This is a genomic window from Streptomyces sp. CA-210063, assembly GCF_024612015.1.
In the GTDB taxonomy this organism is placed as follows: domain Bacteria; phylum Actinomycetota; class Actinomycetes; order Streptomycetales; family Streptomycetaceae; genus Streptomyces.
In genome coordinates, this window is the sequence record NZ_CP102512.1 from 3,575,663 (window position 1) to 3,596,186 (window position 20,524).

General features: G+C 68.8%; 21 protein-coding genes and 2 pseudogenes. 9 read left to right on the forward strand and 14 right to left on the reverse strand.

The genetic code is table 11. The features are described 5' to 3' along the window. Positions 1 to 902 precede the first annotated feature (902 nt). The 5 genes and pseudogenes from JIX56_RS15265 to JIX56_RS15285 form a co-directional block, all read right to left on the reverse strand. A pseudogene (locus JIX56_RS15265) lies at positions 903 to 1,067 on the reverse strand (IS701 family transposase); the annotation flags it as partial. A 263-nt stretch (positions 1,068 to 1,330) separates the two neighbouring features. Further along, on the reverse strand, positions 1,331 to 1,699 hold the full coding sequence (locus JIX56_RS15270) for a DUF1330 domain-containing protein (RefSeq protein ID WP_257541044.1): 369 nt from the start codon (positions 1,697 to 1,699) through the stop codon (positions 1,331 to 1,333). A 451-nt stretch (positions 1,700 to 2,150) separates the two neighbouring features. After that, a complete protein-coding gene (locus JIX56_RS15275; RefSeq protein ID WP_257541046.1) occupies positions 2,151 to 3,302 on the reverse strand; it encodes a major royal jelly family protein in 1,152 nt (383 codons plus the stop codon). Between the two features lie 294 nt (positions 3,303 to 3,596). Beyond that, positions 3,597 to 4,115, reverse strand: coding sequence for a nuclear transport factor 2 family protein (locus tag JIX56_RS15280; RefSeq protein WP_257541047.1), 519 nt, complete (start codon positions 4,113 to 4,115; stop codon positions 3,597 to 3,599). Positions 4,116 to 4,181: 66 nt separating this feature from the next. Beyond that, positions 4,182 to 4,994, reverse strand: a complete 813-nt coding sequence (locus JIX56_RS15285; RefSeq protein ID WP_257550879.1) for an oxidoreductase — start codon at positions 4,992 to 4,994, stop codon at positions 4,182 to 4,184. Between the two features lie 220 nt (positions 4,995 to 5,214). On the opposite strand from JIX56_RS15285, the gene JIX56_RS48015 reads away from it, so the two are divergent. Continuing rightward, on the forward strand, positions 5,215 to 5,442 hold the full coding sequence (locus tag JIX56_RS48015; protein ID WP_443031823.1) for a TetR family transcriptional regulator: 228 nt from the start codon (positions 5,215 to 5,217) through the stop codon (positions 5,440 to 5,442). 188 nt (positions 5,443 to 5,630) lie between these two features. Next, the gene (locus tag JIX56_RS15295) at positions 5,631 to 5,753 is read left to right on the forward strand and encodes a hypothetical protein (protein ID WP_257541049.1); all 123 of its coding nucleotides are present in this window, start codon (positions 5,631 to 5,633) and stop codon (positions 5,751 to 5,753) included. Positions 5,754 to 5,931: 178 nt separating this feature from the next. On the opposite strand, the gene JIX56_RS15300 is transcribed toward JIX56_RS15295, so the two are convergent. From JIX56_RS15300 to JIX56_RS15310, 3 genes and pseudogenes are all read right to left on the reverse strand, one after another. Beyond that, entirely contained in the window at positions 5,932 to 6,480 is a 549-nt protein-coding gene (locus JIX56_RS15300) for a TetR/AcrR family transcriptional regulator (protein ID WP_257541051.1), read from the reverse strand. 25 nt (positions 6,481 to 6,505) lie between these two features. Continuing rightward, positions 6,506 to 6,979: a nuclear transport factor 2 family protein gene (locus tag JIX56_RS15305; protein ID WP_257541052.1), complete on the reverse strand. Its 474-nt coding sequence runs from the start codon at positions 6,977 to 6,979 to the stop codon at positions 6,506 to 6,508. 193 nt (positions 6,980 to 7,172) lie between these two features. Next, positions 7,173 to 7,541 (reverse strand): annotated as a pseudogene (locus tag JIX56_RS15310) (transposase family protein); the annotation flags it as partial. An 8-nt stretch (positions 7,542 to 7,549) separates the two neighbouring features. On the opposite strand from JIX56_RS15310, the gene JIX56_RS15315 reads away from it, so the two are divergent. Then, positions 7,550 to 8,398 (forward strand): metal-dependent hydrolase, encoded by an 849-nt coding sequence (locus JIX56_RS15315; RefSeq protein ID WP_257550881.1) that lies wholly within the window; start codon positions 7,550 to 7,552, stop codon positions 8,396 to 8,398. A gap of 344 nt (positions 8,399 to 8,742) precedes the next feature. On the opposite strand, the gene ychF is transcribed toward JIX56_RS15315, so the two are convergent. Beyond that, positions 8,743 to 9,831, reverse strand: coding sequence for a redox-regulated ATPase YchF (ychF, locus tag JIX56_RS15320; protein ID WP_257541054.1), 1,089 nt, complete (start codon positions 9,829 to 9,831; stop codon positions 8,743 to 8,745). A gap of 416 nt (positions 9,832 to 10,247) precedes the next feature. Between ychF and JIX56_RS15325 the strand changes: the two genes are divergently transcribed. After that, entirely contained in the window at positions 10,248 to 10,823 is a 576-nt protein-coding gene (locus JIX56_RS15325; protein ID WP_306819854.1) for a DUF6542 domain-containing protein, read from the forward strand. A gap of 162 nt (positions 10,824 to 10,985) precedes the next feature. Here the strand turns inward: JIX56_RS15325 and ppgK are convergent, their stop codons facing one another. Both ppgK and JIX56_RS15335 read right to left on the reverse strand, forming a co-directional pair. Beyond that, complete coding sequence (gene ppgK, locus JIX56_RS15330) at positions 10,986 to 11,729, reverse strand: polyphosphate--glucose phosphotransferase (RefSeq protein ID WP_257541058.1); 744 nt, start codon at positions 11,727 to 11,729, stop codon at positions 10,986 to 10,988. Between the two features lie 140 nt (positions 11,730 to 11,869). Next, complete coding sequence (locus JIX56_RS15335; protein WP_257541060.1) at positions 11,870 to 12,889, reverse strand: 4-hydroxy-3-methylbut-2-enyl diphosphate reductase; 1,020 nt, start codon at positions 12,887 to 12,889, stop codon at positions 11,870 to 11,872. Between the two features lie 281 nt (positions 12,890 to 13,170). Here JIX56_RS15335 and xseA point away from each other — a divergent pair, with 281 nt between their 5' ends. The 3 genes from xseA (at position 13,171) to JIX56_RS15350 (ending at position 15,406) form a co-directional block, all read left to right on the forward strand. Next, positions 13,171 to 14,403 (forward strand): exodeoxyribonuclease VII large subunit, encoded by a 1,233-nt coding sequence (gene xseA, locus JIX56_RS15340; protein ID WP_257541061.1) that lies wholly within the window; start codon positions 13,171 to 13,173, stop codon positions 14,401 to 14,403. A gap of 10 nt (positions 14,404 to 14,413) precedes the next feature. After that, positions 14,414 to 14,692 carry an exodeoxyribonuclease VII small subunit gene (locus JIX56_RS15345; RefSeq protein ID WP_257541063.1) on the forward strand — a complete coding sequence of 93 codons (279 nt, stop codon included), beginning with the start codon at positions 14,414 to 14,416 and terminating at the stop codon, positions 14,690 to 14,692. 123 nt (positions 14,693 to 14,815) lie between these two features. Continuing rightward, the gene (locus JIX56_RS15350) at positions 14,816 to 15,406 is read left to right on the forward strand and encodes a malonic semialdehyde reductase (protein WP_257541065.1); all 591 of its coding nucleotides are present in this window, start codon (positions 14,816 to 14,818) and stop codon (positions 15,404 to 15,406) included. Positions 15,407 to 15,497: 91 nt separating this feature from the next. Here the strand turns inward: JIX56_RS15350 and JIX56_RS15355 are convergent, their stop codons facing one another. Further along, complete coding sequence (locus tag JIX56_RS15355) at positions 15,498 to 16,007, reverse strand: DUF4245 domain-containing protein (RefSeq protein WP_257550882.1); 510 nt, start codon at positions 16,005 to 16,007, stop codon at positions 15,498 to 15,500. A gap of 134 nt (positions 16,008 to 16,141) precedes the next feature. Here JIX56_RS15355 and glpX point away from each other — a divergent pair, with 134 nt between their 5' ends. Beyond that, on the forward strand, positions 16,142 to 17,176 hold the full coding sequence (gene glpX / locus JIX56_RS15360) for a class II fructose-bisphosphatase (protein ID WP_257541067.1): 1,035 nt from the start codon (positions 16,142 to 16,144) through the stop codon (positions 17,174 to 17,176). A gap of 168 nt (positions 17,177 to 17,344) precedes the next feature. On the opposite strand, the gene JIX56_RS15365 is transcribed toward glpX, so the two are convergent. Further along, positions 17,345 to 17,722, reverse strand: a complete 378-nt coding sequence (locus JIX56_RS15365; RefSeq protein WP_257541069.1) for a WhiB family transcriptional regulator — start codon at positions 17,720 to 17,722, stop codon at positions 17,345 to 17,347. 174 nt (positions 17,723 to 17,896) lie between these two features. Further along, positions 17,897 to 18,619 carry a DUF1707 SHOCT-like domain-containing protein gene (locus tag JIX56_RS15370; RefSeq protein WP_257541071.1) on the reverse strand — a complete coding sequence of 241 codons (723 nt, stop codon included), beginning with the start codon at positions 18,617 to 18,619 and terminating at the stop codon, positions 17,897 to 17,899. Positions 18,620 to 18,821: 202 nt separating this feature from the next. On the opposite strand from JIX56_RS15370, the gene JIX56_RS15375 reads away from it, so the two are divergent. After that, positions 18,822 to 20,489: a fumarate hydratase gene (locus tag JIX56_RS15375; RefSeq protein WP_257541073.1), complete on the forward strand. Its 1,668-nt coding sequence runs from the start codon at positions 18,822 to 18,824 to the stop codon at positions 20,487 to 20,489. Positions 20,490 to 20,524: the final 35 nt, after the last annotated feature.

The following is a 20,524-nucleotide window of genomic DNA, read 5'->3' on the forward strand; positions in this document are numbered from 1 at the left end:
CGACTTCCTGTGGGACGTCACGGTTGATCAGTCGGCAGGCGAAGGTGGGTCGCCACTGGTGGAGTGTCAAGCGGACGGGTTAGCCGTGCTCATCGCGGATGTCGCAGGTCGCCAGCCAGCGGCGGAGCATCTGGCCGTAGCTGCTGTCGGACATCCGCAGCCTGCCCAAGGCCTTCGCGTGCGGTCGAGGGAACAGGACACCGGTACCCTGGGCCAGCGTTCAAGAACACGCTGCTGGTGGTCGCGGATGGCCTGCTCGAGTTCCTCGTCGATCGGGACGGCCGCTTCGCGCTTCATCTGGGTGTTGAAATACCGCAAGTAGAGGGCTCCTTGGCCGTCGTGGAGGAGGCAGTCGAAGTCCAGGCAGATAACGCTGGAGATCCGCAGCCCGCCGCGGACGAGGATGAGCGTGATCGAGCGGCCGGAGGCGTTGTCCCAGTGGTCCAGGTTCTTTTTCGGATTCGACCTGGGCCGTGACGTGCCCGGCCAGTCGGCGTGAGGCCGTGGCGGCTGGCTCCGGTGGGATGTCGCCGGGGTAGAACGCGGCGGTGCCCGACAGGGAGTCGTGCCAGCGGTACTGCCGGATGGCCTGGAAGAACAGGTTCAGGCTGCTGATCCTGCCCTTCTTCAGGCCGTGTCCGCCGGGTTGGGAAGCGACGTGGGCGAGGTGACGCTCCAACAGCGGACGGTCGATGTCGGCGAGACGCGGCCGTCGAGGTAGTACCACCAGTTCCTTCAGGTCGTGGGCATACTCCTTGACGGTGTTCGCGCCGCCAAGTAGGCCAGGAACGACTCCACCGGATCGACCGGCCGCGGATCATCCCCCAGCAGCGTCCACGACTCCGTCGTCGGCCCGGATGTCAGCACCCTCTGTACACGCATCGCGCATCCACCCCTTCCGTGTACTCGGCGAGCTGCCAGCTGTTCTTTCGGCCGACCGGGCCGAGCAGTCCGCGGACGTAGTCCCGCATCCGCCGCCGGGCCTTCACCCGGAAAAAGCGGGCTCCGGTCCGCAGGAAGAGTTCTTCGAGTTCCAGGTCCCAGGCGTTCGTCGGTACATCGTGGATCACGACGACGGACTGCTCACCGCGCTGTCATTACATGCGGCGTGGGCACACGGTGCGGGACAGCCGGCCCAAGACCGTCCCACCCAAGCCAAACCCCCGCTACACTCCCCACCGCCAGGCCGCTGACCAGGAGAAATACAGAAGTCCGGCGGGAGTGCTAACTGGACCGCCGAACCTCCGATGGAATCCGCGCTTGCCGGAGGCGTCTTTCGCCAGCCGACGACTCGTCAGCCGGCTCATCCGGCTCTGTAGCGATGCGGGTTTTAAGGCTTGAGCACCGCCAGCACGTCGTCGAGCGAAACGTCGGCGGGGTCACTCATATCGAGACCATCGAACGTCTGCCAGATATAGGACGCCGTCCCGTTCTCCCGCAGTGGATGAAAGTCGACCAAGTCCGGATCGTCCCGGAAGGTGTTGAACGCCTCTTCGGACTCCCATTCAACGAGAAACAGAACCTGCCGTGGCGCAAGGTCACCGGCTACGTTGTCGCGGAAACGGCCAAACGCCACCATTCGACCGCCATATTGCGGAGCCACTTCGGGCAAACGACTGAAATACGCAAGGTACTTCTCCACGTCGGTCACGTCAAACATATTCAGGGCGTAAAACTTCTTCTGCGAATTCGCACTCATTGCAAATAACCTCTCCGGTATCAGGAAACTGGTGTTCGCTGCCCTAGGCGGGCGCGGGACACCGGCAGCAGTACGCTGGCATCGTTGTTGATGATGATGTTGACGTCGGTCGCGATTTGCGCCATCTCGGAGACCGACTGCGAAGAACGCACTTTCAGCGCTCGGGTGAAGACTGAGGTCGCGGGAATCTGAGTACGCTTCCCGTGCCGTTGGGTACACCTTTTTCACGAAACGCACTGGAGTACTAGGCGGTTGCCCTACGGCGTCGCGCGGGAAGCCATCCGTACCCCTAAGCAATGAGGGCTCGGAACTCGCCCGCCGCCGTGACGAGAAACCGATCGGTTCCCTCATCGTAAACTGATCGGTTTTTGCGCGCAAGCCGATCGGAGGGGCGGCGTTCGGTGCGCACCGCGACAGCGCCCAGGCGGCTGCCTGGCGCGGGCCGGAGAGGTCACGCGAGCCTGACGGGTCCGGCGTCGATCGGCAGGCGGACCAGGAGGTAGGGCTTGCGGCGCAGGTCCTTGCCCTCGTGGAAGGGTGACAGGCGGTTGAGCTGGTTGGCGATGGCGTACAGGTGCCGGTCCGAGGCGACGGACAGGGTGTCGACCCAGAGCAGGTCGGTCCCCTGGGCGAGGGTCCGGTAGGTGCCGTTCGGGCTTCTGCGCCAGATCGTGTTGTGTTCCAGGTCGCCGCCGTAGAGCCGCCCCTTGTCGTCGCTCTCCAGGCCGTCGGCCATCGGCTTGAACCCGAGGTCTTCGACCGTCGCCGCCACCTCGGCGTCCGTGGCGTCCGGGTCGGCGAGGGCGTCGGTGGACACGCTGTGCAGTCGGCGGCTGGAGAGCGGGCAGTAGTAGAGGCGCGTGCCGTCGGCGCTGAGGGCGATGCCGTCGGAGCCGGTCTCGTAGTGCGTGGGCTCGCCGCCCGCGGGGCGGACCATGAAGGGCTCGCCCTCGATGACGGGAAGGAACTGCTCGTCCGGGAGTGCCGAGGGGTGGCCGGTCAGTCGCCGCCAGGAGCGGCCGGTGGCGAGGTCGACCACGATGATGCCGTTGGAGCCGCCGGAGTCGGTGATGAACGCCGTGCCTTCGGCGCCGCGCCGCAGGTCGAAGCGCACGTCGTTGGGGTAGCTGTTCGCGGGCACCACCTCGGGCGGGAAGAGGATCTTCTGTACGATCCGGTCGGTGCGCAGGTCGACCGCCACGAGCTTGGGACCGCCGTAGGAGGAGCCGGCGAACAGGGGGCTTCCGGTGTCGAGGATCCACAGTCGGTCGGCCGCATCGACGACGACGCTCTGCACCGACTGGAAGTGCCCGGCCAGGTCCAAGGCGTCCTCGCGGTTCACCTCGGCGTCGGGGTAGGCCACCGGCTTGCCGCCCCGCAGTTCGGCGACGGTGAACGGGACGTCGTCGCCCCAGCGGGGAAAGTTGACGAAGACCCGGCCGCGGCGCGAGAGGGTGACACCCGTCGGCATCGCGCCCCAGAAGCGGGCAACGACCTCGTAGTTTCTGGCTGTTGAACCGGAGGCGGAGGCGTAGGCGGGTCCGGCGAGTTGGGTGGCGGCCAGCGACGCGGTGGTTGCCGTGAGGAACGTACGTCGTTTCATGCGAGCGTCTCCTGTTGGGTCAAGTCGCTGGAGGGCGCGGCGAGTTGCCGCGTCACCTCGGCGCGTGTGGGGGATCGGCGGGACGTTGCCGTGGCCGGTGGAGGACGCCGCCTCCAGCGGCCGCTCTCGGGGAGTCGGCTTCGCCCGTGTGGTCAGGGCGAGCCGAAGCCCACCTGGACGGCAGGTACCTCCTGCGTTCCTTCTACCCGAAGCTGTCCGCCGGGGACATCGCCCGCGGCTGCGGCCCACTCGTGGAAGGGGAACGGGGTCAAACGCCCCGTGGACCTGGTGCTCTCAGGCCTGCCGGGCTGCCGGGCGGGTCTTTGCGACCATGCTGCGGTCCCCCGAGGAGACCATCGCGTGAATGGGCATGGTGCTGACGCTCATGAGCGTCGCAAGGCCCCGGCGGCCCTGCTGGCGAGCGAGCGCGGGACCCATGAGGTGCATCAGGGCGGTGAGGGCCGGCATCGGACGCCCGAAGAGCGTGATCTCCGTGATGCGTGCTTGGTCGTCGAGCCGCAGCATCTGCACCTCCTCGAACGACTGGGACCCCACCCGTGCCCGGTAGACCAGGGCGTACGTGTCGCCCTCGCCGGTCTGGGTGTGGTACCGGACGTCCTTGACCGCCGTGAACGCCACGGTCAGGAAGTCGCGCAGCTGGTCAGTTCCCTCGAAGCGGAACTGGTCGGTGAGCGGCGAGCTGAGCACGACGTCCGGGCTCAGGCACGCGACCGCGGCGTCGACGTCACCGCGTTCCTCGGCGGAGCGCCAGCGCGCGACGGTAGCGGCGGCGGAGTGCAGGGTCTCGGACATGGGTCTCTCCCGGTATCGGCGGCGCGATGGGGTTTGCGGGTGGCGGGGTGCGCGGGGCGGGGGATGTCAGCCGGTGAGCTTGTTCATCGTGCGGATCTGCTTGTCCAGGACCCAGGCGGGAACGAAGCGGAGCATGCGTGCGCGTCCGGCCATGGGACCGGCGGCGTAGCGCAGTTTCGGCTTCGCGTCGGTCGCGGCCGTGACGATCGTCTTGGCGACCACGGCGGGGTCGTCGCCGCCCTTGATCGCCTCCTCCATCAGGCGGTCGAAGACGTGCCGCTGGCCGGCGTAGGTCTGCAGGGGGGTGTCGGGCTTGGCGCTGTTGGCCTCGAATCCGGTGTTGGTGTAGGCGGGTTCGACGAGGAGCGAGCGGACGCCGTACTGCCGGACCTCGTGGTCCAGGGACTGGGAGTAGCCCTCGATGGCGTGCTTGGACGCGCCGTAGACGGCCATGTAGGGGGCGGGGATGAAGCCCTGCACGGACGAGAGGTTGATGATGCGCCCACGTCCCTGGGCGCGCATGTGCGGCAGGACCTCCTTGATCATGCGCATGACCCCGAAGACGTTGATGTCGAACACGCCCTGGGCCTGCGCGACGGAGGTCTCCTCGGCCGCACCGATGGAGCCGATGCCGGCGTTGTTGACCAGGACGTCGATCCGCCCGAACCGCCCGATCACCTGCTGGACCACCGTGGTGACCGACTTGTCACTGACCACGTCGAGGTCGAAGAACGTCACACCGCCGAGCGGGGCGACCCGCGAGGTGTCCCGGCCCGTGCCGGCCACGTCGAAACCCGCTGCGACCAGCGCGAGCGCGGTCTGCTTGCCGATGCCGGAGGACGCGCCCGTCACGAGGGCCACCGGTCGATTGGTCGTCATCATGCACTCCCGAACTCATTGAGGAAACCGATCGGTTTCCCCTTGGCCTCACTGTAAACCGATCGGTTTCCGATGCGCAAGCTCAAGCACGGAACTGATGCCGGCCGCGTCACCGACCGGCTTCGTGTTGAGCTGACCGGCGCCCGCCGGCAGGGCGGCACGCGCCGGATGAGCAGGCAGGAGAGACGCGACAGCGCCATCCCCGCGCCGCGATCGCGAGTTGGCGCTCAAGGGCTACTACGACACCCCTGTCGAGGCGATCGCCAAGCGTGCCGGTGTCACGCAGCTGCACCTCTTCCGACTCTTCCCGGGCGAGAAGGCGATCGCCGCCGCCTTGACGCGGAGCACGGAAGACGCCCGCCTGGCGTTCGAGAGCGTGGGCAAAAGGATGAGGGGCACGAGCGGCCTCCCGCGCCATGGGCAGCCCAATGAGTGGTGTGCATCGTGAAGTTGCTGGTCACGGATCTGGTGTGAGGGTCGGGAGAGCTACTCGCGCTGGTCGTCGGCCGGTGTCCACGGCGAAGATCGTCTGACATGTCGTTCGGAGCGGTCTTCGGTTTGTGCTGCGCCGACCGCTGTGCCGCTCTTACGATCCGCGGCCGGGCCGGTACGCCGGGAGAGCGTGGGAGGGTGGGGATGCGGGAGCTGGAGTGGATCACGGCTCGCCGCAGTGAACTGGACACGCTTGCTGCGCAGTTGGCCAAGCAGCTGCAGGAGGTCCGGGCCGAGAGGGAGGAGCTCGTGATCGCCGGGTCCTGAACCGGCCGGCCGAGCAGGACCGGGCCGCGGCGGAGGCCGTCGCGGCCGTCGCCCCGACGCCCGCCCGGGAGGCTGACCCGGACGAAGCTCGCCCGCGGCTGAAGAAGCCGAGTTCCATCGGCCGAGTTGGCCTACGAGGTGGACTCGGGGCCGTCGTCGCCGTACTGCCGGTGTCGGGTCATCGAGCGGTGAGGACGTGCGCCCACGGCTCGTCGATGTCGGCCAGACCCAGCACGGCGACCACGTTGTCCAGCATTCCGGCGCCGAACCAGCGTCGCACGGCGTCGTCGTCGCCCAGCAGTTGCCGAACGGTGTCAACCTGCTTGGCGTAGCACCGGCGCACGGCCTGCTCCACCAGCGGCTCGCCGACGGCACAGTTCGCGTGCATGAGGAAACGCAGGATGTTCCGGTCCGCGACGAGCGCGGCGTAGGCGCCGCGTGCGGCATCCAATGCCGCCTCGGGCGCCGGTCCGGCCCCACCCGAGGCCGGCGAGTGCGCGACCAGTGTTTCGGTCATGACGACGGACACGTGGTCGACCGCCGCCGCGAACAGTGCTTCCTTGTTCGGGTACAGGCGGTAGAGATACGGCTGAGAGACGCCGACCCAGTCTGCGATCTCGTGCGTCGTCGTACCGTAGAAACCCTTTTGCGCGAAGCAGTCGACCGCGGCGGCCATGATGGCCCGACGTCGTTCGTCGCTCTTCGTGCTGGTACCGGCGGCAGGCATGGGCGTCAGTCAAACACGGCTCCCCTCAGCCTCCAAACGTCACGCTGAGGTCAGAGTCGGACGGCACGTCGTGGGGCGTGAGCGCCTCGATCGCCACCAGCGGGTTCCAGTAGTCCAGGTAGTGGGTGATGCGCGCGTCGTCATCGGTCCGGACGACGGAGATGCACGTCTGCTCGTACGGCTTGCCGGTCGGCAGCGCCGTGCCCTTCGAGCGGAATTCGGCGATCACCAGACTCGGATCGACCGTCTCGTGGAACACCAGGTCGACGAACTCCACGTCGAAGGTGTCGGGAAAGTTGCTCATGTGCGCGCACAGTGCGTCTCGCCCCGTTACCCGCTGGGGCACGCCGGCCGGCGCGTACGGGAACTCGAGCACCGCGTCCGGGGCGAACAGCTTCACCCACTCCTCGGTGTGTCCGGCTGCTGTGAGGCGCAGGTGCTCGGCCACGGCGTGCTGGGCAGCGGCGCGGCGGGCGGCGTCGTCTTCCTGGACTGTCATCTTCCCTCCTGCATTAGTGGTCGACCTATAACCTACCGCACCGTGTGCCGTTGTGCGGGTAGTCGAGCAGGAGGTGACGCCAGGGGATCCCGGTCCGGTTCACGCAGAGGATGGCGTTCAGAAAACGCCCCCTCGACGGCGGGCGGCGACCCGGCACCATCGGCGCCCGTCACGCTTCGGCGAAGATCGTCGGTCACCGGGAGACTTCGCGGTTCGTCAGGACCAGCAGAGCCCTCACCAGGGCGGTCGCCCACTTCGGGTCGGTGCGTACCTTGCCGAGGACGCGCCAGTTCTTCAGGTGGGCGAAGCCGTGCTCGACCGGCGCCCGTACTGCGGCAAGGGCCTTGTTGGACAGCTTCTGCCCGCGCGTCAGCGGCCGGTTCCGGGCGGCCTTGTAGCCGGTGATCACCGCCGGATCGGCGTCGGGGCCGCTGTCGTCGAGCCCGACGAATCCCAGGTCGGCGATGGCTCCGAGGCCGGCCGCCCGCAGCCTGACGGTGAGCCGTTCGTGACGGCAGGCGGTGATCTCCGAGGCACATCCGGGCCGGGCCGCCGAGACCCAACCACGACCTGGTGCTGCAACCCCGGGACGTCACCTTCGACTGGAGCACCACCCCGCTGCACTGGCTGCCGGGTGAGCCCTTCGCGACCCACACCTTCGATGTGCTCCACCTCATGCTCCCCGAACTCGAACGCTGGTTCGTGCGCACCTTCGAGCAGGCACTGCCACTGATCACCGATGACCGGCTGCGCGAGGACGTACGCGGCTTCATCGGCCAGGAAGCGATGCACGCCGAGGCGCACCAGGAGGTCCTGGAGCACCTGCTCACCAAGGGGCTGGACCCGGCTCCGTACACCCGGCAGTCCGAATGGATCTTCCGGAGGGTGCTCGGAGACCGGCCGGAGCTGACGCCGGCCGCCACGCACGCGCACCTGCTCCAACGGCTCGCCCTCATAGCGGCCTTCGAGCACTTCACCGCGTACATGGGGCACTGGATTCTCAGCAACGGGCACCTGGACCAGGCCGGCGCGGATCCCGCGATGCTCGATCTGTTCCGCTGGCACGGCGCGGAGGAGGTCGAACACCGTTCGGTCGCGTTCGACCTGCTGGTGCACCTCGATCCCCGGTACCGGCGCCGAGCGGTCGGCATGCTCGTCACCACTCCGGTGCTGACCCGGCTATGGATCCGCGGAGTCCGCTTCCTGATGAGCGCCGACCCCGAACTCGACGACCGGGTCAAGGTCCGCTTCCGCGACTACCTGGCCGCGGCCCGCAAGGACCTGTTGCCCCCGCCGGGCGCGTTCGCCCGCTCGGTGCTGCGCTACTTCCGCCCCGGATACCACCCGACCCAGGAGGGCTCGACCCAGCAGGCGGTTGCCTGCCGACGCGCGGCTGCCACCTGCGCCGGCCGGTGGTGACGCGCTGGACGGCCACGCGCAAGTCCGAGCGGACGGGCGTCGCTCGGTGTGCCCCGATGTCCGCGCGGACTGGCTGCTCGCGGCTGGCGTAGGGAGGTCGTTCGCCCATGCAGTTCCCGCCACCGCCACACCCTGGACAGTGCACACCCCAGCATGGGCGCGCTCATCCTCCCCAGCACGGATCCAGCACGGTAGGCATGAGCAGGGGTGATGACAGGTGACGAGAGGTCAGAAAATCCAGCACCTATCCAGCACGGTAAAAATCAAGGGGCCTGACCCCGAAGAGTCAGACCCAACTTGACCTGCATGTTTGCCAGATCAGCGAAGTGGTGCTAAGTCACCGGCTAGACATTGAAGCGGAACTCGACGACATCCCCGTCCTGCATCACATAGTCCTTGCCCTCCATGCGAGCCTTGCCCTTGGCGCGGGCCTCGGCGACCGAGCCGGTCTCCACCAGGTCGGCGAAGGAGATGACCTCGGCCTTGATGAAGCCCTTCTGGAAGTCGGTGTGGATGACACCGGCGGCCTCGGGGGCCGTGGCGCCCTTCTTGATGGTCCAGGCGCGGGATTCCTTGGGGCCGGCCGTGAGGTACGTCTGCAGGCCGAGGGTGTTGAAGCCGACGCGGGCGAGGGTCGCGAGGCCCGGCTCCTCGGCGCCGACCGACTCCAGCAGCTCCATCGCGTCCGCGTCGTCCAGCTCGGCGAGGTCCTGCTCCAGCTTGGCGTTGAGGAAGATCGCCTCGGCGGGGGCAACGAGGGCGCGCTGCTCGTTCTTGAAGTCCTCGTCGGTCAGCTCGTCCTCGTCGACGTTGAAGACGTACAGGAACGGCTTGGTGGTGAGCAGGTGCAGGTCGTGGAGGAGCTCCTCGTTGCCGGAGCCCTGCACGATGCCCTGCGAGAAGAGGGTGTCGCCCTTCTCCAGGATCTCCTTGGCGGCCTCGACTGCGGCGACCTTCGGGGCGATGTCCTTCTTGATGCGCGACTCCTTCGTCAGGCGCGGCAGGACCTTCTCGATGGTCTGGAGGTCGGCGAGGATCAGCTCGGTGTTGATCGTCTCGATGTCGTCCTTGGGCGAGACCTTGCCGTCGACGTGGACGACGTTCTCGTCCTGGAAGGCGCGGATGACCTGGCAGATCGCGTCCGACTCGCGGATGTTCGCGAGGAACTTGTTGCCGAGGCCCTCGCCCTCGCTGGCGCCGCGCACGATGCCCGCGATGTCGACGAAGTCGACGGTGGCGGGGAGCACGCGCTGCGAGCCGAAGATCTCGGCCAGCTTGGCCAGGCGCTCGTCCGGGACACCCACGACGCCGACGTTCGGCTCGATCGTGGCGAACGGGTAGTTGGCCGCCAGCACGTCGTTCTTGGTCAGGGCGTTGAACAGGGTCGACTTGCCGACGTTGGGCAGACCGACGATTCCGATCGTGAGCGACACGTTTGCGACTTCCCGTACGTAGGAGGGCCAGGCGGCCGGAGGGCTGGAGCGGCAGGGCCTGGGGCCTGAGGCCTGTCCGGCGGATCGTGCCCCAGCGGCCAGAGGGCTGGCCGATCCCCCAGTTTACGGCGTGCCGACGCCCGCCCCGGCGAGGTATCGAACGCTTGGCCAACGTCCGCCCAACGGCGTGTCTGTGAACCCATTCGGCACATTAACCGACCTAAGTTGGTCGAGTGGAGCAGCACAGGACGCACCCCCCTCGGACCGGGCCGCTGAGCGGCACACCCCTTCCTCCGCAGGCGAGCAGAGGGGGCCGGGGTCCCGGCGTGGGCGTGCCGCGCCGTGCTCCGGTCGCGCGCGGGCCCGTACCGCCACCGGTCCGAGCCGTGCGGCGCGTCTCACGGGCCGTGCGCCGGATGCCGAACCCACGTCTCACCGGGCTGGGCTGCGGATTGTTCTGCGGGGTGACGATGTTCGCGCTCGCCGGCCTCGACCGGCTGCTCTTCGGCGCGTCCCCCATCCTGTACGGGGTGCTGTTCCTGCTGGTCAGCGCGTTGAGCGCGGTGTGGGTGCGAGGCGGCGACCTGGCGAGCGCCCCGGTCGTCGTACCGATCGCCTTCGCGGCCGGTCTCCCGCTGATCGCCGGTGGCGAGGACGGCCTCGGCGGGCACCTGATGGCCTTGATCACCGCCCTCGCCATGCAGGCGGGCTGGCTGTACGGCGGCACCCTCGTCGCCGGGCTCATCGTGACCGTGCGCAAGGTCCGGCTGATGGCGCAGCGAGCGGCCGAGCGGGAGAGGGAACGGGTACGGGAGCGAATCGGCGGGCAGGGTCAAGTCCGGACACCTGGCGTCGCCCAAGTCCGCACCCCTGGCGCGCAAACCCGGCCACCCGGCGCCCAGGCCCGGCCCCCCTACGAGGGCCGGCCGGTCGGGCCCCGGGCCCCGAGGCCTCCGGCCCAGCCCCGCCGTACGGTCCCCCGGAGTTCCTAGCCGGCCGCTCCCGACCCGCTCTCCACTGAGGCCGCCCTTCCAGCCCCGAAGCGAACCTGCTGGAGCCGGGGCGCGGTCCCGCGCCCCGCAAGGGGGCGCGGGGAACTGCGCGACCAGCCCCCACCGGCCCGCGCGTTCAACACCCGGCCTCCAGCGGAGCGCTCAGGCCTTCGTCGCCCGCATCGCCGCGCCCACGATGCCCGCGTTGTTCTGCAGCTGGGCCGGGACGATCTCCGCCTTGATGTCCTCGATGAGGTGGAGGAACTTCTGGGACTTGCGACTGACGCCCCCGCCGATGATGAAGAGCTCGGGCGAGAAGAGCATCTCGACATGGGCCAGGTACTTGGTGACGCGCTTGGCCCAGTGCTCCCAGGTCAGCTCCTCGTCGTCCTTGGCCTTGGTGGAGGCGCGGGTCTCGGCGTCATGGCCGTGCAGCTCCAGGTGGCCCAGCTCCGTGTTGGGCACGAGGACGCCGTCGCAGAAGAGGGCGCTGCCGATGCCCGTGCCGAAGGTGAGCATGATGACCGTGCCCTGGCGGTCGCGCCCCGCGCCGAACCGCATCTCGGCGACGCCCGCCGCGTCCGCGTCGTTCACCACGGTCACCGGCAGGCCGCCGAGCCGGTCGCCGAGGAAGGTGCGTGCGTCGACGTCGATCCAGCTCTTGTCGACGTTGGCCGCCGTACGGATCGTGGCACCGCCGGTGACCACGCCGGGGAAGGTGATGCCGACCGGGCCGGTCCAGCCGAAGTGGTCGACGACCTCCTTGACCCCGTCGGCCACCGAGTCGGGCGTCGACGGGTGCGGGGTCAGCACCTTGTACCGCTCGTCCGCCAGGTCGCCCAGGTCCAGGTCCACGGGAGCGCCCTTGATCCCGGAACCACCGATGTCCACGCCGAAGATGTGCATGGCCCTACGTTACGTCGTACGACTGACAGTCACGCTCGCGAGGTACCCGGCCGGCGCCGGGTGCCGGAATCCTCACGTCCTCGAACGTGCACGGCCCCGGAACCTTCACGTTCCGGGGCCGTACCGCGTGATTGGGGCCATCAGGCTCCGGCGGGGCCCTGCCCGGTGCGCTCGGCGACCAGGGTGGCTGCCTCCGCGCGCAGGTCGCGGCGCAGCTCCTTGGGCAGGGAGAAGGTGATCGACTCCTCGGCGGCCTTGACCAGTTCGACGTCCTCGTAGCCGTGCTGGGCGAGCCACTCCAGGACTTCCTCGACGAGGACCTCCGGGACGGAGGCGCCCGAGGTGACGCCGACGGTCTCCACGCCTTCCAGCCAGGCCTCCTCGATCTCGCTCGCGAAGTCCACGAGGTACGCCTCGCGGGAGCCGGCGAGCTTGGCGACCTCGACGAGGCGGACCGAGTTGGAGGAGTTGCGGGAGCCGACCACGATGACCAGCTCCGCCTCGGCGCCCATCTGCTTCACGGCGAGCTGGCGGTTCTGGGTGGCGTAGCAGATGTCGTCGCTGGGCGGCGAGACGAGCAGCGGGAACTTCTCCTTGAGCGCGCCGACCGTCTCCATGGTCTCGTCGACGGAGAGCGTGGTCTGGGAGAGCCAGACGATCTTGGACGGGTCGCGGACCTCGACCTTGGCGACGTCCTCGGGGCCGTCGACGAGCTGGATGTGGTCCGGCGCCTCGCCGGACGTGCCGATGACCTCTTCGTGGCCCTCGTGCCCGATCAGGAGGATGTCGAAGTCCTCGCCCGCGTACCGGATCGCTTCCTTGTGGACCTTGGTGACCAGCGGACAGGTGGCGTCGATGGTGGCGAGCTTGCCGCGCTGGGCCTCGTCGTGGACGGTCGGGGCCACGCCGTGCGCCGAGAACATGACGATGTTCCCCTCGGGAACCTCCTCCGTCTGCTCGACGAAGATGGCGCCCTTCTTCTCCAGCGTCTGCACGACGTATTTGTTGTGGACGATCTCGTGGCGGACGTAGATCGGGGCCCCGTACTGCTCCAGGGCCTTCTCGACGGCGATCACGGCGCGGTCGACGCCCGCGCAGTAGCCGCGCGGGGCGGCGAGGAGGACACGGCGGCGGCCAGGCGAAGCGGTCATGTCTCCCATCGTAGGGGTTCCCCTGCGAGGGGCTCCGCCGGTGGGAGCGCGTCAGGGGGTGGGGGGTGCCTGTGTGTGGGCGGGTGCGGGTAGGTGGGGGCTGGTCGCGCAGTTCCCCGCGTCCCTAAAAAGACACGGCCCGTGCGGGCCGAAAAGCACGGGCGCAGCCCCTGCTTTTCAGGGGCGCGGGGAACTGCGCGAGCAACCACAACGCACCCGCACCCGCCAACGCACCCCGTCCCCACGAGCTCTTGGGCGGCCCTGTCCGTGCCCCCCGTTACGCTCCCCACATGGCTCTCAACACGTCCGCCGAATCCCCCCTCCCCGTCGGCGAGGTCTCCCGGCTCATCGGCGGCTGGATCGACCGGCTCGGCGCGGTGTGGGTCGAGGGGCAGATCACGCAGTTGTCGCGGCGCCCTGGCGCGGGCGTCGTGTTCCTTACGCTGCGGGACCCGTCGCACGACATCTCCGTGGGTGTGACCTGCTACCGGCAGGTGTTCGACGCCATCGCGGACGTCGTGAGCGAGGGTGCGCGGGTCGTCGTCCACGCGAAGCCGGAGTGGTACGCGCCGCGTGGGCAGCTGTCGCTGCGGGCCACCGAGATAAAGCCGGTCGGTGTCGGTGAACTGCTGGCGCGCCTCGAGCAGTTGAAGAAGTCACTGGCGAGCGAGGGGCTGTTCGCGCCCGAGCGGAAGAAGGCGCTGCCGTTTCTGCCGCAGCTGATCGGGCTCGTGTGCGGCCGGGCCTCCGCGGCCGAGCGGGACGTGCTGGAGAACGCACGGCACCGCTGGCCGGCCGTCCGCTTCGAGGTGCGCAATGTCGCCGTGCAGGGCGTGCACGCGGTGCCGCAGGTCGTGCAGGCCGTGAAGGAACTGGACGTGCTGGAGGGCGTGGACGTCATCATCGTGGCGCGCGGCGGCGGCAGCGTGGAGGACCTGCTGCCGTTCTCCGACGAGCAGCTCGTACGGGCGGTCGCGTCCTGTCGTACGCCGGTCGTGTCGGCGATCGGCCACGAGCCGGACACGCCGCTGCTGGACTATGTGGCGGACCTGCGCGCGTCCACGCCGACCGACGCGGCCAAGAAGGTCGTGCCGGACGTGGGCGAGGAGTACGAGCGGGTGCAGTGGCTGCGGGACCGCGCGCGGCGGTGCGTGGAGGCGTTCGTGGACCGGGAGGAGCGGGGGCTCGCGCATGCCCTCGCGCGCCCCTCGATAGAGGATCCACATCGCATGATCGACGAGCGTGCCGACCAGGTGGCCTCGCTCCTGGACCGGGGCCGCCGCTGCCTCGGTCACCATCTGGACCGTGCCGTCTCGGAGTTGACGCACACGCACGCGCGCGTGGTGGCCCTCTCCCCCGCGGCGACGCTCCAGCGGGGGTACGCGGTACTGCAGCGGGCCGACGGGCATGTGGTCCGCGCGCCCGGCGAGGTCACGCCGGAGGAGCCGTTGCGGGCGCGGGTGGCCGAGGGCGAGTTCGTCGTCCGGGTCGACGGAGCAGGGACTGTCGGAGGGGACGCATAAGGTGGGCCGCATGACCAGCAACGTGAGCGAGGCCGGCGGGACGACCGAGGCGGCGGGGGCCTTGGAGGCCGACCGCGCCCTCGGGTACGAGCAGGCGCGGGACGAGCTGATCGAGGTCGTCCGCCGTCTGGAGGCGGGCGGTACGACGCTGGAGGAGTCCCTCGCCCTCTGGGAGCGCGGCGAGGAGCTGGCCAAGGTCTGCCGCCGCTGGCTGGACGGGGCCCGGGCGCGGCTGGACGCGGCGCTGGCGGAGGACGAGGAGCGGGGCGGCGAGGACAAGAGGGGTTGAGTTCCGGCCGCTCGATCGACGGCGCCCTGTGAGGCGGATCACTAGCCCCCGCCTTGGTTGAAACTTGAACATCCTTCGCGTAGCGTCGAGGACGTAAACCGCATGCCTCACGAAGGTTGTCCCATGTCCCTCGTTCTCGACCCCGCCGCCCAGGACCTGCTGTTCCGCGAGGCTCACACCGCCAACACGTTCACCGACGAGCCGGTGACCGAGGAGCAGGTACAGGCGATCTACGACCTGGTCAAGTACGGCCCGACCGCCTTCAACCAGACCCCGCTGCGCATCGTCCTGGTCCGCTCCGCAGAGGCCCGCGAGCGTCTGGTGCCCCACATGGCCGAGGGCAACCAGGCCAAGACGGCCACCGCCCCGCTGGTCGCGATCCTCGCCGCGGACAACGAGTTCCACGAGGAGCTGCCGACCCTGTTCCCGGCGTTCCCGCAGGCCAAGGACCTCTTCTTCGCCGAGCGCGCGGCCCGTGAGTCCGCCGCCGGTATGAACGCCGCCCTCCAGGCCGCGTACTTCATCATCGGCGTGCGCGCCGCGGGCCTGGCCGCCGGCCCGATGACCGGCTTCGACTTCGCCGGTGTCCAGAAGGAGTTCCTGGACGACGACCACACCCCGCTGATGGTCGTCAACATCGGCAGGCCCGGCGAGGACGCGTCCTACCCGCGCTCCCCGCGCCTGGCCTTCGACGAGGTCATCACCACGGTCTGAGTCTCACCCCGGCCATGGTGTCTCATCCCGGCCATGGTGAAGGGCCCCCGGCGCACGCCGGGGGCCCTTCACACGTTCACGCCACGCGCCGTCACTCCGTCTTGAGCGCCTCGGCCATCTTCGTCAGCCGGTCGAACGACGCCGTGCCGGCGATCACGGTCGTGGATCCCTCGCGCCGCACCACCAGGGCGTCGTAGCGCTCGCCCTCGTACCGCGTCCAGGTCTCGTCGCCGATCCGCTGCGTGGCCTCGGTCCTCTTCGCGTCCTGGGTGGCGTCCTGGATGAACCGCGACGGCTTCTCGGCGGACTGCTCGATCGCCACGTACTGCCCGTCGGGGTCGTGGAACCCGAGGTGCCAGTGGTCGGACTCGTCACCCCGGAAGCGGACGGACGTCGCCTTCCAGGTGTCGGGCAGGCCTTCGGGCGCGGCCACCGGATAGGAAGCAGCGCGGCGCGCCGTCAGCAGTTCGACGCGGTAGTCGACACGCTTGAGTTCCGGCTCCGTCTCGTCATGCGGGATGAAGAGATAGATGACCCATGCCGCCAGCACGACGACCCCGAGGGAGAGGACCATGTCGCGAACGGTCTGCTTGCCTTTCATGCCTGCCACGCCCTCATCGTCGCAGGTGCACTGGTCTGCTCATCCGTGGGGTCCCCTGCTCATTCTGTCGAACTGACGATAGAGTCGGGCGGAACCCTCATCCGGCCGTCGTCGTATCAGAAAGGTGCGTTCCGATGACCGAGAATCATCAGCTGCCGTCCGAACTCGAAGTCCCCTCCGAGGCCCCCGACCGGAACCTCGCCCTGGAGCTCGTACGGGTGACCGAGGCGGCCGCCATGGCCGCGGGCCGCTGGGTCGGCCGCGGGGACAAGAACGGGGCGGACGGAGCCGCCGTGCGCGCCATGCGGACCCTTGTCTCCACCGTGTCGATGAACGGCGTCGTCGTGATCGGGGAGGGCGAGAAGGACGAGGCCCCGATGCTCTTCAACGGCGAGCGCGTCGGTGACGGCACCGGCCCGGAGTGCGACATCGCCGTGGACCCGATCGACGGTACGACGCTGACGGCCAAGGGCATGACCAACGCGATCGCCGTGCTCGCGGCGGCCGACCGGGGCACGATGTTCGACCCGTCGGCCGTCTTCTACATGGACAAGCTGGTCACCGGGCCCGAGGCGGCCGACTTCGTCGACATCGACGCGCCGATCTCGGTGAACATCCGCCGGGTCGCCAAGGCGAAGCGGTCCGCGCCCGACGATGTGACCGTGGTCATCCTGGACCGGCCCCGGCACGAGGGCATCATCAAGGAGATCCGGGAGGCCGGGGCGCGCATCAAGCTCATCTCCGACGGGGATGTCGCGGGCTCGATCCTGGCGCTGCGGGAGGGCACGGGGGTCGATCTGCTGCTCGGCGTGGGCGGTACGCCCGAGGGCATCATCTCGGCCTGTGCGGTGAAGTGCCTCGGCGGCACGATTCAGGGCAAGTTGTGGCCGAAGGACGACGCGGAACGGCAGCGGGCCATCGATGCGGGGCATGACCTCGACCGGGTGCTGATGACCGATGACCTGGTCTCCGGGGAGAACGTGTTCTTCGTCGCCACGGGGATCACCGACGGTGAGCTGCTTCGTGGGGTGCGGTATCGGTCGGAGACCGCGACCACCGACTCGATCGTGATGCGGTCGAAGTCGGGGACGGTGCGGCGGATCGACTCGGTGCACCGGCTGAGCAAGCTGCGGGCGTACAGCTCCATCGATTTCGAGAAGGCCAAGTAGCTCCGCCGGTTGCGCCTTGGGGAAGGTGACTGCGGCCGTCTTCACACCGCAGGTCGTTCGTGGCTTGTCGCGCAGTTCCCCGCGCCCCTGAAAAGCAGAAGCCCCCGGTCGGCACGGGGAAAGGCGCCCTCTTGTGCGGAGAGGGCGCCTTTGCTGTACGGATCGGCGTCAGCCTGCGGCCGCTATCGTCCCGCTCGTCCTGGCCGCCTTCTTCATCTCGACGTCTCGGCGGCGCCTTCGGGCGAGCACCACGCGGCGTTCCGCTGCTGTCAGGCCGCCCCAGACTCCGTAGGGCTCGGGTTGCAGGAGTGCGTGTTCTCGGCACTCGACCATGACGGGGCAGCGGCCGCAGACGCGCTTGGCGGCTTCCTCCCGGGAGAGCCTGGCCGCGGTGGGCTCTTTGGAGGGGGCGAAGAACAACCCGGCCTCGTCGCGCCGGCACACGGCCTCCGTGTGCCACGGGGCGTCCTGGTCCCTGTCGCGCACTGGCACCCGCTGGGGCGGCACGGCAGCGACCTGCAGGGACGAATGCGGCGGATGCAGCACGGTCTACTCCTGACGACGGCTTCGCGAGCGAGAGACGATGCAGCAAGGCCTACCCGCTGTGCGCGTGCCTATGCACTGAGTCCCGATCCGCTGGAATTCGGCGTCAGCACGCTGTCGTCACAACCGGACCGGATCCTTTCGGGTGGCGTCCGGGCGTGGTCGAATTCACAACCGTCAACGATCCAGGTGTTTGCGCAAATGATCGTCCACCTTGCGGGAGACATGGTCGGTCACCCGGTCGAGGAGGTCGGCGATCACCTTGCCCCGCTTGGGCTTCGCCTCGATGCTCCCGAGTACGGCCAGTCCGTCCACATAGACGACGGGGGCGTCGGTCTCACCCGAATCCAGGGCGTCCACCTCGAAGTTGCCGAGGATGCCGCCCCCGCTGCCGCGCAGCGAGACGTTCTCCGGGACGCGGATCTCGACGCTGCCGAAGATCGAGATCGCCTTGATCATCACCTGGCGGTGCTCGAAGAGCGCCTCGCTGAGGTCTATCTCGACGCTGCCGAATATCGCGTACGCGTGGATACGGCGGCCGGCCCGCCAACGCCCCTTGCGCATCGAGGCGCTGAAGACGGCCACCAGGCGGTCGTCGGGGTCGATCGGGATGGCACCCGGCGTCGGGCGGTTGGGCACGGAGGAGACGGGCGGCGCATACGCCCGCCCCGCCGTCCGGGCCTGACCGGCCGGCAGGTCCCGTACGAAGACGTCCAGTTCGCCCACCGTCTTGGCGGCGAGCACGCCCTCGACGCGCTCGGAGTGCTCCTCCGCGGTGAGGCGGCCCTCGGCGAGGGCGTCGCGCAGGAGGTCGGTGATGCGGTCACGGTCGGCGTCGGAGGCGCGCAGTTCGGCAGACGACAACGGCGGTTCCTGGGTGGGGCGCTTCTGAAGGTCCACGACAGCAGAGTACCCACTCGCGATAGATCGCGACTAGGGGTGTGGACAACTCGTGGACGACGAACTGAGCCTTACCTCACAAGCCCGCCTTCGGAGGCAGGTTCTACGCTGGTGCCGCTGCCAACGGAGGTCAGCCGTCGGCGAGTGAGCCGCAGGGGCGCGCGAGCCCGACAACAGCCTTGTCGAGTGAGGAATGGGCGACATGCCTGAGTTCGAGTACACCGATCTGCTCCCCATGGGAGAGGACACCACCCCGTACCGGCTGGTGACCTCCGAGGGTGTCTCCACGTTCGAGGCCGACGGGCGCACGTTCCTCAAGGTGGAGCCCGAGGCGCTGCGCAAGCTGGCCGCCGAGGCCATCCACGACATCCAGCACTATCTGCGCCCGGCCCACCTGGCCCAGCTGCGCCGGATCATCGACGACCCCGAGGCGTCGGGCAACGACAAGTTCGTCGCCCTGGACCTGCTGAAGAACGCGAACATCGCGGCCGCCGGTGTGCTGCCCATGTGCCAGGACACGGGTACGGCGATCGTGATGGGCAAGCGCGGGCAGAACGTGCTCACGGAGGGCGGCGACGAGGCGGCCCTCTCGCGCGGCATCTACGACGCCTACCTGAACCTCAACCTGCGGTACTCGCAGATGGCTCCGCTCACCATGTGGGAGGAGAAGAACACCGGCTCCAACCTCCCGGCGCAGATCGAGCTGTACGCGACGGACGGCGGCGCGTACAAGTTCCTGTTCATGGCCAAGGGCGGCGGCTCGGCCAACAAGTCGTTCCTCTACCAGGAGACGAAGGCCGTCCTGAACGAGGCCTCCATGATGAAGTTCCTGGAGGCGAAGATCCGTTCGCTGGGTACGGCCGCCTGTCCGCCGTACCACCTCGCGATCGTGGTGGGTGGCACGAGCGCCGAGTACGCGCTGAAGACCGCGAAGTACGCCTCCGCGCACTACCTGGACGAGATCCCGGCGGAGGGGTCGCCGCTCGGGCACGGATTCCGGGACAAGGAGCTGGAGGAGAAGGTCTTCGAGCTGACGCAGAAGATCGGGATCGGCGCGCAGTTCGGCGGCAAGTACTTCTGCCACGACGTACGGGTCGTCCGGCTGCCCCGGCACGGCGCGTCCTGCCCCGTCGCGATCGCCGTGTCCTGCTCCGCCGACCGCCAGGCCGTCGCGAAGATCACCGCCGAGGGTGTGTTCCTGGAGCAGCTGGAGACCGACCCGGCGCGGTTCCTGCCGGAGACGACGGACGAGCACCTGGACGAGTCGTCCGACGTCGTGAAGATCGACCTCAACCAGCCGATGGACGACATCCTCGCCGAGCTGACCAAGTACCCGGTGAAGACACGGCTTTCGCTCTCCGGGCCGCTGGTCGTGGCCCGTGACATCGCGCACGCCAAGATCAAGGAGCGGCTGGACGCGGGCGAGGAGATGCCGCAGTACCTGAAGGACCACCCGGTGTACTACGCGGGTCCGGCGAAGACTCCCGAGGGCTACGCGTCCGGTTCCTTCGGCCCGACGACGGCCGGGCGCATGGACTCCTACGTCGAGCAGTTCCAGGCGGCGGGCGGTTCCAAGGTGATGCTGGCGAAGGGCAACCGCTCGCAGCAGGTCACGGACGCGTGCGGGTCGCACGGCGGCTTCTACCTGGGCTCGATCGGCGGGCCCGCGGCCCGGCTCGCCCAGGACTGCATCAAGAAGGTCGAGGTCGTCGAGTACGAGGAGCTCGGCATGGAGGCCGTCTGGAAGATCGAGGTCGAGGACTTCCCGGCGTTCATCGTCGTCGACGACAAGGGCAACGACTTCTTCAAGGACCCGGCACCGGCACCGACGTTCACGAGCATTCCGGTGCGGGGGCCGGGGCTGGCGTAAGCGACCGGGGTAACCGGGTACATCACGTAGTCCGG